Annotated in this window: 10 protein-coding genes; 3 read left to right on the top strand and 7 right to left on the bottom strand. The window is 72.6% G+C overall.

Features of this window, described 5'->3' with window-relative positions; translation table 11 throughout:
* Both Q7T15_RS01840 and Q7T15_RS01835 read left to right on the top strand, forming a co-directional pair.
* Window positions 1-2,054 (top strand): UrvD/REP family ATP-dependent DNA helicase (locus tag Q7T15_RS01840; protein WP_304692698.1); only part of this gene is annotated, 2,054 nt, incomplete at its 5' end.
* A complete protein-coding gene (locus Q7T15_RS01835; RefSeq protein ID WP_304692696.1) occupies window positions 2,051-5,338 on the top strand; it encodes a UvrD-helicase domain-containing protein in 3,288 nt (1,095 codons plus the stop codon). The genes Q7T15_RS01840 and Q7T15_RS01835, both read left to right, overlap by 4 nt.
* A 5-nt stretch (window positions 5,339-5,343) precedes the next feature.
* Here Q7T15_RS01835 and Q7T15_RS01830 read toward each other — a convergent pair whose 3' ends face one another.
* The 6 genes from Q7T15_RS01830 to Q7T15_RS01805 form a co-directional block, all read right to left on the bottom strand.
* On the bottom strand, window positions 5,344-6,567 hold the full coding sequence (locus tag Q7T15_RS01830; protein WP_304692694.1) for an NAD(P)/FAD-dependent oxidoreductase: 1,224 nt from the start codon (window positions 6,565-6,567) through the stop codon (window positions 5,344-5,346).
* Window positions 6,568-6,573: 6 nt separating this feature from the next.
* The gene (locus tag Q7T15_RS01825; protein WP_304692692.1) at window positions 6,574-6,768 is read right to left on the bottom strand and encodes a ferredoxin; all 195 of its coding nucleotides are present in this window, start codon (window positions 6,766-6,768) and stop codon (window positions 6,574-6,576) included.
* Entirely contained in the window at window positions 6,765-7,700 is a 936-nt protein-coding gene (locus tag Q7T15_RS01820) for a fumarylacetoacetate hydrolase family protein (protein WP_304692690.1), read from the bottom strand. The genes Q7T15_RS01825 and Q7T15_RS01820 overlap by 4 nt, the downstream gene beginning before the upstream one ends.
* Before the next feature lie 2 nt (window positions 7,701-7,702).
* Entirely contained in the window at window positions 7,703-8,614 is a 912-nt protein-coding gene (locus Q7T15_RS01815) for a catechol 1,2-dioxygenase (protein WP_304692688.1), read from the bottom strand.
* 2 nt (window positions 8,615-8,616) lie between these two features.
* Window positions 8,617-10,080, bottom strand: a complete 1,464-nt coding sequence (locus Q7T15_RS01810) for an aldehyde dehydrogenase family protein (protein ID WP_304692686.1) — start codon at window positions 10,078-10,080, stop codon at window positions 8,617-8,619.
* A gap of 83 nt (window positions 10,081-10,163) precedes the next feature.
* Window positions 10,164-10,661, bottom strand: a complete 498-nt coding sequence (locus tag Q7T15_RS01805) for a MarR family winged helix-turn-helix transcriptional regulator (RefSeq protein ID WP_304692684.1) — start codon at window positions 10,659-10,661, stop codon at window positions 10,164-10,166.
* A gap of 161 nt (window positions 10,662-10,822) precedes the next feature.
* Here Q7T15_RS01805 and Q7T15_RS01800 point away from each other — a divergent pair, with 161 nt between their 5' ends.
* On the top strand, window positions 10,823-12,064 hold the full coding sequence (locus Q7T15_RS01800; RefSeq protein WP_304692682.1) for a cytochrome P450: 1,242 nt from the start codon (window positions 10,823-10,825) through the stop codon (window positions 12,062-12,064).
* Window positions 12,065-12,075: 11 nt separating this feature from the next.
* On the opposite strand, the gene Q7T15_RS01795 is transcribed toward Q7T15_RS01800, so the two are convergent.
* A partial coding sequence (locus tag Q7T15_RS01795; RefSeq protein ID WP_304692700.1) for an integrase core domain-containing protein occupies window positions 12,076-12,221 on the bottom strand: 146 nt, incomplete at its 5' end.

Genomic DNA, 12,221 nt, shown 5'->3' with positions numbered 1-12,221 from the left:
CGGACCTGCTGCGCGAGCGCCACGTGCTCGACCGGGTTCCGTGGTCGCGCATGGCGGTCGTCGTGCGCAGCGGCGCGCAGGTCCCGCTCATCGCCCGGGCACTCGCCGTCGCCGACGTCCCCGTGCGGACGACCGCCGCCGGGCGTCCGCTGCGCGAGCACCCCGCGGCGCGCGCCCTCATCCGCTTCGTCGATGTCGGCGTCGGGCGGAGCCCGCTCGACGCCGCCGCGGCGACCGAGCTCCTGCTCGGTCCCCTCGGCGGGCTCGACCGCATCGGGCTGCGGCGGCTCCGCCGCGCGCTGCGGGCGGAGGAGCTCGCGGGCGAGGGCGATCGTCCGGCCGATGAGCTGCTGGTCGAGGCGCTCGCCGCTCCCGACCGGCTCGAGACGATCGACCATCGCGTGGCCCGCCGCGCCGCGCGCGTCGCGCGGACCCTCGCGGGCATCCGCGCGCGGCACGACGCGGGGGCGACCGTCGACGAGCTTCTCTGGGCGGCATGGAGCGATGCGCGGGTCGCCGACGACTGGGCGCGCCAGTCGGCCGGGTCGGGCGTCGTCGCGGCCGAGGCCGATCGCGCGCTCGATGCCGTCGTCGCCGTGTTCACGGCCGCGACGACGATCGTCGACACCGTGCCCGAGGCGACCGTCGAGGCCTTCCTCGCGCGCGTGCTCGACAGCGACGTCGCCGACGACCTGCTCGCGCCCGTGCGGCTCGCCGAGTCGGTGCTCGTGACGACGCCGGCGTCGGCGACCGGGCTCGAAGTCGACGTCGTCATCGTCGCCGGGCTCACGGAGGGGGTGTGGCCGAACCTGCGGATCCGCGGCTCGCTGCTTCACGCGCCCGCGATCAGCCGCCTCGCGAGCGGGCTGCCCGTCGACGACATCGACGAGCGACGCCTCGTCCTCGACGACGAGCTGCGGATGGCCGTGCTCGCGTTCTCGCGCGCGCGGCATCAGCTCATCGCGACCGCGACGGCGGGCGACGACGAGCAGCCGAGCGCCCTGTGGCAGGTCGTCGCCGACGCGGCGGGGGAGCACGCGCCCGAGGAGGGAGGCGGGGGCGGCACTGCTGCCGAGCGTCGTCGCGGCCGGCCCCGCTCGCTGCGGCGCCTCGTCGGCCACCTCCGGCGCATCCTCGCCGACCCGGGAGCCGGGGAGACCGCGCGGGCCGATGCCGCCGTCGCGCTCCGTCGGCTCGCCGACGCCGAGGTGCCCGGAGCCGATCCGGCGGAGTGGTGGGGGCTCATCGACCCGTCGAAGACCGCGCCCCTCTTCGCGGAGGCCGAGAGCGTCGCGCTCTCGCCCTCGAAGCTCGAGTCGATCGAGTCGTCGCCGCTCGACTGGTTCCTCGACCGCGTCGCCCCCGAGGAGTCGAGCCCCGCGATGGGGATCGGCACGATCGTGCACGGGGCGATGGAGACCGCGACCGATCCGACCGTCGACGCCGTGTGGGCGGCGATCGAGGCGCGGTGGGGCGAGCTCGTGTTCGAGTCCCCGTGGCTCGCGGACCAGCAGCGCCGCCTCGCGCGTCGCTACGCCCAGGGCGTCGCCGCCTACCTGCAGGACGCCGCGAGCGCCGGCCGCGCCCTCGTCGCCGCCGAGCGCCGCTTCGAGGTCGAGGTCGATCGGGCGCGACTGCGCGGGACGGTCGATCGCATCGAGAGGGGCGACGACGGCGCCGTGCGGATCATCGACCTCAAGACCGGCAAGCCCGTGACGGATGCCCGTGCGGCTGAGAACGCGCAGCTCGGTGCCTACCAGCTCGCCTACGCCGACGGCGCGTTCGACGAGATCCTCGACGGGCTGGGCCCGCACCACGCCGAGGGCGCCCGACTGCTGTTCGTCCGTGAGGGTGTGCGCGGCAAGCCCTACCGCGAGGCGAGCCAGGCGGTGCTCGACGAGGCCGGGCTCGAGGCGTTCCGCGAGCGTCTGCGGCAGGCGGTTGCGGCCATCGCCGTCGCCGAGCTGACGGGGGCGCGCACCGTCGGCCGCTACGACTACGGAGCGCTCCGGCACCGCATCCACCGCGTACCGCCCGTGACGGGGGCGTCATGACGAGCTGGATCGCCTCCGTCCCCGGCGCCCGCGTGAGCGCCGACGAGATCGCCGACGCCATCGGGCAGCACCGTCCGACCGACGAGCAGCGCGCCGTCATCGAGTCGCCGCTCGGCCCCGCGCTCGTCGTCGCCGGCGCCGGCTCGGGCAAGACCGAGACGATGTCGGCGCGCGTGCTGTGGCTCGTCGCCAACGGGTTCGTCGCGCCCGAGCAGGTGCTCGGCCTCACCTTCACCCGCAAGGCGGCCGGCGAGCTCTCGCACCGCATCCGCGAGCGGCTCACCGCGCTCGGCCGGACGCCGCTCATGAGCCGCGAGCCCGACGCGCCGCCGCTCGTCGACGCGTTCACGCAGCCGACCGTGTCGACGTACAACGCCTTCGCCTCCACCCTCTACCGCGACCACGCCGTGCTCATCGGGCGCGACCCCGAGGGCGCGGTGCTCGGCGAGGCGAGCGCGTGGCAGCTCGCGCGCCAGGTCGTCACGAGCTCCGACGACGCGCGGCTCGCCGAGCTCGACCAGCCCGTCGACCGCCTCACCGCCGCCGTGCTGCAGCTCGCCCACGCCGTGGCCGAGCACGACGCCGACATCGCCGACGTGCGCTCGTTCATCGAGGAGTTCCTGGGCGTCGCCGACCTGCCGCTCGGCGATCGGCACGTGCGCGCGCAGGGCATGGAGGCGCTCCTGAGGCTCGGCGCGACGCTCCCGATCGTCGACCTCGTCGAGCGGTTCCAGTCGCTCAAGGCGCGCGAGGGCCTCGTCGAGTTCAGCGACCAGGTGAGCCTCGCCCTCCGGATCGTCGCGCGGCACGCCGAGGTCGCCGCGAGCGTGCGCGACCGCTACCGCGTCGTCCTCCTCGACGAGTACCAGGACACCAACGTCGCGCAGTCGCGCCTGCTCGCCTCCCTCTTCGCCGGCCTCCCGGTCATGGCCGTGGGCGACCCGCACCAGTCGATCTACGGGTGGCGCGGAGCGAGCGCGTCGAACCTCGACGACTTCGCACGCCGCTTCACGCGCGGCGAGGATGCGGGCGTCGCCCGGTACTCGCTCAGCACCTCCTGGCGGAACGGCCACCGCATCCTCGACGTGGCCAATGCGCTCGTCGAGCCGCTCACCGCGCGCGGCGGCGTGCCGGTCGAACGACTGCACCCGGGCCCGTCCGCGAGCGCGGAGCCCGTCGAGCTCGCGCAGCTCGAGACCGTGACCGCGGAGGCGGAGGCCGTCGCGCGCTGGCTGGCCGCGCGACTCGCCGAGCCGTCGCACGGAGCGGCGCCCGACGCGGTCGACGACGCCGGGCGGGCGCTGCGGCCGAGCGCGGCGCTGCTCATGCGCAACCGCACGCTCCAGCCCGTCTTCCTCGCCGCCCTCCGCGAGGCCGGGGTGCCGTTCCACGTGCTAGGCATCGGCGGGCTCCTCGCCGAGCCGGAGATCGCCGACCTCGTGAGCGCGCTCGCGGTCGTCGACGACCCGGCGGCGGGCACGGAGCTCGTGCGCCTGCTCGCGGGGCCGCGCTGGCGCATCGGGCTCGCCGACCTCGAGGCGCTGCGCGGCATCGCCTCCTGGCTGCGCGAGCGCGACCTCGCCCAGCGAGCGTTCCCGCCCGAGGTCATCGAGCGCATGCGGGCCTCCGTCGCCGCGACCGACGGGGTGTCGCTCGTCGACGCGCTCGACTTCGTCGCGACCGCGCCCGAGACCCACGGCCAGCTCGCCCGGCTCAGCGAGGTCGGCCGCGAGCGGCTGCGCGAGGCGGGCCGCCTCTTCGCCCGGCTGCGGTCGCGCACGGCGCTCGACCTGCCCGACCTCGTCGCCGCGGTCGAGCACGACCTGCATCTCGACATCGAGGTCATCGCCAACCCGGCCCGCGTGCTGCGCGACGCCCCGCGCGAGGCCTTCCTCGACGCCCTCGACGGGTACCTCGCGCTCGCCGATCACGCGACGCTCGGCGGCTTCCTCTCCTGGCTGCGCGAGGCGGAGTGGCGCGACAACCTCTCTCCTCGCAGCGAGGACCCGGAGCCCGGCACCGTCCAGGTGCTCACCATCCACGGCGCCAAGGGCCTCGAGTGGGACCACGTCGTCGTTCCGCGCGTCGTCGCCGACGAGCTGCCGTCGAATCCGCGCGACGGCACGACCGGCTGGCTGAGCCTCGGCGTGCTGCCCTACGAGCTGCGCGGCGACGCCGCCGAGCTGCCCGTCTTCGCCTGGCGCGGGGCGGAGTCGCGCAAGGAGCTCCTCGAGCGCCGCGACGCCTACTCGGCCGAGGTCGCCGCGCACCTCGAGCGCGAGGAGCGCCGGCTCGCCTACGTCGCCGTCACCCGCGCCCGCCACCGGCTGCTGCTCACGGGCTCGTTCTGGGCGGGGCAGTCGAAGCCGCGGCCGGTCAGCCCGTTCCTCGTGCCGCTCATCGAGCGGGGCATCCTGCCGTCGGTGCCCGAGACGAGCGAGCACGACGAGAACCCGCTCGTGCTCGACGACGACGACGCGCCCTGGTGGCCGGGCGATCCTCTCGGTGCGCGGCGCCCCGTGCTCGAGCGCGCGGCGGCCCGCGTGCGAGCGGCGAGCCCCGAGGCGCCGAGCTCCTGGCACGACGACGTCGAGCTGCTGCTCGCCGAGCGGGCCGAGCGTCTCGCGGGCGCCGGCCGAGTGCCGGTGCCGCTCCGGGTCGCCGCCTCGACGCTCAAGGAGTTCGTCACCGACCCCGAAGGCATCGCCGAGCGGCTGCGGCGGCCGATGCCGCAGCGACCGTATCGCGCGACGCGCCTCGGCACGGTCTTCCACCGCTGGGTCGAGCAGCGCTACGGGCTCGCGACGATCGAGGACGCCGTCGACGGGCTCGTCCTCGAGCCGGGCGCGATCGACGAGCTCGGCGGCGAGGAGGTCGAGCGCGAGCGTCTCGCCGCCCTCCAGGAGACCTTCGCGCGCTCGCCGTGGGCCGCCCGCCGACCCCTCGAGGTCGAGCGCGAGCTGCACGTGCCGCTCGAGGGGCGCATCCTCGTCTGCAAGATCGACGCCGTCTACGCGCTGCCGCCCGCTGCGGACGGGAGCGAGCGCGTCGAGATCGTCGACTGGAAGACGGGGCGCGCGCCGCGGGACGCGGACGACCGCGCCGCGAAGGAGCTCCAGCTCGCCGTCTACCGCCTCGCGTACGCGCGGTGGCGCGGCCTCCCGCTGTCGAGCGTCGACGCCGTCTTCTACTTCGTCGCCGACGACGAGGTGCTGCGCCCCGAGCGGCTGCCCGACGAGGCCGAGCTGCGCGCGCTCTGGCGAGCCGCCGTCGACCCGGACTGACCCGACTAGACCGCGGCGGTCGGCACCGTGAAGCGCGAGCGGTAGCTCTGGACGAGCGAGCGCATCCCGATGCCGCACACGCCCACGAGCGCGTCGCCGCGGTAGTACTCGACCACGCACTCGTCGTCGAGCGCGCCGGCGACGAGCTCGCGGCGATCGGCGAGGTAGGTCATGCCGAAGGCGAGCAGGTGCATGTCGTACTGGTCGCTCCAGAACGACGGGAGCGGCGCGAAGCCCGCGGCCGCGAGCGGCTCGCAGTCCTCACCGGCGAGGTGCGCGGCGATGAGCTGGCCGGCGCGCTTGCCGGTCTCGGTCGGAAGATTCCAGTGCTCGACGCGTCGCGCCACGTCGTCGAAGAGCGGGTTCGGGTACCGGGCCACGTCGCCCACCGCGAAGACGTCGGGGCGCACGACTCCATCGACGCCGACCGCCCGCAGCCCGCCGTCGACGAGCACGCCGTCGCTCACGTCGATCCCCGAGTCGGCGAGCCACTCCGTGTTCGGGTCCGACCCGATCGCGACGACGAGCACGTCGCACTCGAGCATGACCCCGCTCGTCAGGATGACGCGCTCGACGCCCGGGTCGCCGACGAGCCCGAAGAGCCCGTCGCGCGTGAAGAACCGCACGCCGTGCGCCTCGTGGCGTCGTCGCACCTCGCCCCCGAGCTCGGGGCCGAGAGCCCGGTCGAGCGGCACCGCGCTCTGCGTCACGATCGACACCGCGCATCCGTTCTTCGCCGCGGTCGCCGCGATCTCGCAGCCGACGAACCCCGAGCCGAGGATCACGACGTTCGCCCCCGGCCGCAGCGCCGACCGCAGGCCGACCGCGTCATCGAGGGTGCGCAGAACGTGGATGCCCGTGAGCCCGTGATCGGGGATCGGCAGCGGCTTGGGGCGCAGCCCCGTCGCGATCACGAGCGCGCGGTACGGATGCTCGTCCCCGGCCTCGTCGGTCACCACGCGCCGCTCGGTGTCGAGCGATGCGGCCGCGCGACCGAGCGTCCACGTGACGCCCTGCTCGAGCGCCGAGCGGATGGGGAACGCCACCTCGTCGTGCCCGTGCCCCTCCGTCTGCAGGAGCTCCTTCGACAGCGGCGGCCGGTTGTACGGCGCGTGCGCCTCGGCCCCGAGGAACTCGATGGGGCCCGCGTAGCCCGCGCGTCGAGCGCCCTCCGCCGTGCGGAGGCCCGCCATCGCGGCTCCGACGATGAGGAGCGGGGCATCCGTCATCAGGATCTAGCCCCGAGTGATCGTGATCGCCTGCATCGGGCACACGTCCGCGGCGGCCTCGAGGTCGGCGAGCATCTCGTCCGGCGCCTCGGCCTTGTACTCGAGCTTGTCGTCGGCGTTCAGCTGGAACACCTCGGGCGCCTCGAACACGCACTGGCCGTAGTGCTGGCACTTGTTCATGTCGACGTCGATCTTGATCATGCGTCTTCTTCCTCCTGGACGGTGGACGGGTAGAGGTCTTTCGAGGGGGTGCGGATGCCGCGGAACTCCCAGTCGCCGCCGAGGGCGGTCGAGACGACCTCCTCGCTCTCGGTCGGCTGAGCGCCGACGTCGGTGCGGATCGGCGTCGGCCCCTCGACGATGCGGTTGCGCAGGCGGCCGAGGCCCTCGACCTCGACCTCGACGACGTCGCCCGGCTGCACGGGCCGCGAGTTCGCCGGGGTGCCGGTGAAGATCATGTCGCCGGGCTCGAGCGTGATCGTGCGCGCGAGGTCGGCGACGAGGTAGTGCATGTCCCACTCCATGTTGTCGGTCGAGTCCTCCTGCTTGAGCTCGCCGTTGACGTAGGTGCGGATCATCTTGCCGCGGAAGTCCCAGCCCTCGACGAGCCCGGGGCCGACGGGCCCGAGCGTGTCGGAGCCCTTGACGCGCAGCATCGACCCGGCGTCGGTGTCGCGGAAGTCGTGCAGCCCGTAGTCGTTGCCGACGCTGTACCCGGCGATGTAGTCGCCCGCCTCGCCCGGCGACACGTTGCGGCACGTGCGCCCGATGATGATGACGATCTCGCCCTCGTAGTTGAGCCACTTGCAGCCGACGGGGCGCACGATGTCGCCGTCGTGACTGTTGAGCGCCGTGATCGGCTTGTGGAAGTACGTCGGCGCGGCGGGGAGCTTCGTCATGAACTCCTCGGTGCGGCTCGCGTAGTTGAGGTGGACCGCGAGGATCTTGGTGGGGATGCTCGGCGCGAGGTGCACGGCCTCCGCGATCGCGACCCGCCGCCCGTCGGGGGCGACGAGCTCCTCGCCCTCGCGGCGCACCCGGACGGGCGCCCCGCCGAACAGGATGCGGCGGTACTCGGTCGTGCCGGTGCCGGTGCCGGTGCCGGGGCCGGTCGCGGTCGTTGTGTCGCCCACGCTCATCGCTCCCGCGAGAGCACGAGGTCGCGCGGCTGCGGGAACCCGCCCTCGGGCTCGGGGAAGTACACGTGCACCTGGCCCGTGCCGATCGAGTTCTCGTACTCCGAGTACAGGACGCCCGGCGCGGTGTTGGCGCCCTCGCCGGTCGCGCCGGCCATCGTGAGCCAGTGGCTGAAGTTCGCCTCGGGCTTGAACCTCTTGAACTCGTCCATCGTGTCGAGGATGCGCGCGTGGTCGCCCTGCTTCATCCACTCGATGCGCTCGAGGTCGGCCTCGCGGGCCTCGGGGCTGAAGATGTGCGAGGGGTCGCTCGCCTCGTGCTTGCGGAGGTCGCGCAGCTTGTAGAAGGTGTGCGAGAGCGCGCCCGAGGCGAGCAGGAGCACCTTGCGGTCGCTGTCGCGGATGGCCTCGCCGAGCGCGCGGCCGGCGCGGAGGAAGTCCTCCGTCTCGGCGGTCTGGCAGACCGACATGCTGACCCAGCGCTTGTCGAGGCCCCGGCCGAGGTAGTGCCAGAGATTGACGGTCGCGTAGAAGATCGGCAGGTGCGGGTCGCTGATGGGCGTGATCCACGTGCCGTTCTTCTCGTCGTACTCGGCGGCGAGGTTCGCGAGCTCGGGGTCGCCCTTGAACGCGTAGGGGATCTGCGACATGCCGCGCGGCAGCTCCTCGCTCGTGAAGAGCCCGCTGCGCTCGGCCTGCGCCGTGATGACGAACTCGACGGTCGTCGCCCAGTGCGAGTCGAGCACGACGACGGTGTCGTAGTCGAGGGTCTCCATGACCTCCTCGCGCAGGCGCTTGAGGCCCGGGACGAGACTGATCTCGTGCCCTCCGTTGAGGTCGTACCGGACATCCTGCGGGAGCATGATGGTGGGCACGTGAGCCAGAATGGCGGCTCCGACGACTCTTCCCATGACTATTCCTTCCAACCGGTCGGTGCGTAGACGGTGTTCTTGACGTCGGCGTAGAAGTCGAACGACCACGTGCCGCCCTCGCGGCCGATGCCCGACTTCTTGCTGCCGCCGAAGGGGGCGGCGAGATCGCGCACGAAGAAGCAGTTGACCCAGATCGTGCCGGCGACGAGGTTCTTGGTGAGGCGCTCGGCGCGGGCGCGGTCGCCGCACACGACGACCGCGGCGAGGCCGAACTCGGTGCCGTTGGCGAGCTCGACGGCCTCCTCGTCGGTCGAGAAGGTCTGCATCGCGAGCACGGGCCCGAAGACCTCGGCGGTGAGGATCTCGCTGCCCGGGGCGGCGTCGACGACGAGCGTCGGGCGGTAGTACAGCCCGCCGAGCTCCTCGTTCGGTCCGCCACCGAACGCGATGCGCGCGCCGCCCTCGCGAGCGCGCTGCACGAAGCCGTCGACGCGGTCGAGGTGCACGCGGTGGATCTGCGGCCCGATCTGGGTCTCCTCCTCGCGCGGGTCGCCCTGGCGCAGCGCGGCGACGCGCGCGGCGAAGGCCTCGGCGAAGGCCTCGGCGACGGCCTCGTGCACGAGCAGCCGCGTGCCCGAGAGGCACACCTGGCCGGCGTTGTCGTACTGCTCGACGGCGAGGTCGACGGCGAGATCGAGGTCGCCGTCGTCGGTGATGATGAGCGGGCTCTTGCCCCCGAGCTCGAAGCTCACGGGCGTGAGGTTGTCGGCTGCCGCGCGCGCGATCGCCTTCGCGGTCGGCACCGATCCCGTGAACGAGATGCGCGCGATGCCCGGGTGGGCGACGAGCGCGGCCCCCGCCTCGGCGCCGAAGCCCTGGACGACGTTGAAGACCCCGGGCGGGATGCCCGCCTCGTTCGCGAGGTCGGCGAACACGCTCGCACTGAGCGGTGTCCACTCCGCGGGCTTGAGCACCACGGTGTCGCCGGCCGCGAGCGCGGGGCCGATCTTCCAGGTCGCGAGCATGAGCGGAGCGTTCCACGGCGTGATGAGCGCGGCGACGCCCGAGGGATCCCACGAGACGTTGTTGTCGTGGCCGCGCGTCTGCCACACCTCGTGGTGCAGGCGGTTGATCGCCCAGTCGGCGAAGAAGCGGATGTTCATGGCGACGCGCGGCATGACGCCGCGGCGATGGCTGCGCAGCAGCGACCCGTTGTCGAGGGTCTCGAGGTTCGCGAGCGGCTCGAGGTTGGCCTCCACGAGGTCGGCGAGGCGGTGGAGCAGCTCGCCGCGCCCCTGGGGCCCGAGGTCGCGCCAGGCGGGAAAGGCCGCGCGAGCGGCCTGGACCGCCGCATGCACCTCGGCGGCGCCGCCGCGCGCGATGTGCGCGAGGACCGAGCCGTCGATGGGGGAGACGCTCTCGAAGGTCTCGGCCGACGCGACGCGGTCGCCGCCGATCGCGTGTCGGGTGTCGACCGTCAGGCCCGCGAGTTGCACCTGGTGCACGTGGCTGCTCCCTTGCAGTGGCGATTCATTCGGATACGAATGACTGCGACGATACTAACGGAATCGCCTTCCGCGCGACAGGCTCAGCGCTCCTTCTCGACGACGAGGGTCACCGCGCGCAGGAGTTCGGCGAGCGCGACCCGCCGGTCGCCCGCCGCGCCCGCGATGGTCTGCTCGTACCCGTTGAACTCCGGGAAGAGCGTCTGCATGAGCTCGCGGCCCGCGTCGGTCATCGACACGACGACGAGGCGGCCATCGGTCGCGCTGCGCTCGCGCGCGAGGAGGCCCTTCGCCTCGAGCGTCGTGAGCACGCCCGTGAGGGTCGCCTTCGAGAAGCCGCCCTCCTCGGCGATCTGACGGGTCTCGATCGGCTCCCAGATCCACGTCACCCAGAGCACGACGAAGGCCGTCCAGGACAGGCCGTGCGGGGCGAGCACCGTGCGCTCGAGGTAGTTCCGCGTCGCGTTCGCCGCGCGAAACAGGTTCGACACGACGGCCATGGCTTCAAAGTCGATGGGCAGGCCGCCGAGCTTCTGCGCGACCTGCTGCTCCGTCTCGGCGAGCGTGTGGGGGCTGGGCATCGATCGATCCTCTCCACGAGCATCCAACCTCATTCGGATGCGAAACGTACTGAGGGCCCGCGCCGACGTCGCGGGGGCGCGCCGGGGGAATCACCACTCGACGCGGCGTGCGAAAGATTGTTAGCATCCGAATAATCAGCCCCGACGAAAGCAGGCGCTCCATGTCGACGACGACAGCCCTCACCCTCGCCGACCTCGACCTGTTCGCCCACGGGGCGCCGTGGGACGTCTTCGAGGAACTCCGGCGCACCCCGGGCCTGCACCACTCGACCGAGGAGGCCCCCAACAGCGGATTCTGGTCGGTTACGCGCTACCACGAGATCGTGCGCGTACTGCGCGACACCGAGACCTTCACCTCGACGAGGTTCACCAACCTCGAGGAGGTCGACCCCGAGCTCCAGGACCAGCGCCGGTCGCTCCTCGAGATGGACGGCGTCCGCCATCGCGCGCTGCGACGGATGCTGCAGGGCGAGTTCACGCCCCAGGCCGTGGCCAAGTACGAGACCTTCCTCCGGGGGATCACCGCGAAGACCGTGGACGCGGCTCTCGCGAAGAAGGAGTTCGATTTCGTCGACGAGGTGAGCGCCGACTTCCCGATCCGCGTGCTCGCGCGGCTGCTCGGCGTGCCCGACAGCGACACGGGCCAGCTCATCGCGTGGGGCAACCGCATGGTGGGCAACACCGACCCCGAGCACGCCGACGTGCTCATCGGCTCGGCCGACAGCGACGAGTACCGGCACGTGCCGTTCCGCTCGCCCGCGGCGATCGAGGTCTACGAGTACGGCCGCCACCTCGCGGCCGAGCGGCGCGGCAAGGGCGGCACCGACCTCGTCACGCTGCTCGCGGACGGCGTGCCGGGCGACGGCGTGCCGCTCAGCGAGCACGAGTTCAACACGAACTTCCTGCTACTCATCGTCGCGGGCAACGAGACCACGCGGCACACGATCACGCACTCGATGAGCAACCTCCTGAACAACCCCGAGCAGATGGCGCTGCTCAAGAACGACCCGTCGCTCATCCCCTGGGCGGTCGAGGAGTTCCTGCGCTACGCCTCGCCCGTGTACCACTTCCGCCGGACGGCGACGAAGGATGTCGAGTTCTCGGACACGCAGATCAGCGAGGGAGAGAAGGTCGTCGTGTGGTTCGCCTCGGGCAACCGCGACGACACTGCCTTCGAGGACCCGTACCGCTTCGACGTCACCCGGAACCCGAACGAGCACATGTCGTTCGGGCGCGGTGGCCCGCACATGTGCCTCGGCAACGCGCTCGCGCGCATCGAGCTCCGCATCATGTTCGAGGAGCTCCTCTCGCGCGACGTCGTGCTCGAGCGCACGGGTGACATCGACTACCTGCGCAGCAACTTCGTGCACGGCATCAAGCGGATGCCCGTCCGCGTCGTCTGATCCCGGCCCGCCTAGGTGTAGTGCCCAGGCAGGTTGTTTGAGAGGCGGCTGGCGGGCGGAAGCTTTCCGATCGCAGTGTGGGGCCGGTGCTGATTGTAGAAGTGCAACCAGGCAGGCAGCGCGGCCCGTCGCGCGGCCTCGGATCGGTAGTGCCGGG

The sequence above is a fragment of the Microcella sp. genome (genome assembly GCF_030645145.1).
Lineage (GTDB): Bacteria > Actinomycetota > Actinomycetes > Actinomycetales > Microbacteriaceae > Microcella.
The sequence above is the reverse complement of the archived record's forward strand: the minus strand, read 5'-3'. Positions and strand labels throughout refer to the sequence as shown.

Excerpts from the sequence above, each read along its gene's own strand:
- Q7T15_RS01815 (WP_304692688.1), bottom strand. The coding sequence starts at position 8,614 with ATGGGAAGAGTCGTCGGAGCCGCCATTCTGGCTCACGTGCCCACCATC.
- Q7T15_RS01835 (WP_304692696.1), top strand. The coding sequence starts at position 2,051 with ATGACGAGCTGGATCGCCTCCGTCCCCGGCGCCCGCGTGAGCGCCGAC.
- Q7T15_RS01825 (WP_304692692.1), bottom strand. The coding sequence starts at position 6,768 with ATGATCAAGATCGACGTCGACATGAACAAGTGCCAGCACTACGGCCAG.
- Q7T15_RS01805 (WP_304692684.1), bottom strand. The coding sequence starts at position 10,661 with ATGCCCAGCCCCCACACGCTCGCCGAGACGGAGCAGCAGGTCGCGCAG.
- Q7T15_RS01830 (WP_304692694.1), bottom strand. The coding sequence starts at position 6,567 with ATGACGGATGCCCCGCTCCTCATCGTCGGAGCCGCGATGGCGGGCCTC.
- Q7T15_RS01800 (WP_304692682.1), top strand. The coding sequence starts at position 10,823 with ATGTCGACGACGACAGCCCTCACCCTCGCCGACCTCGACCTGTTCGCC.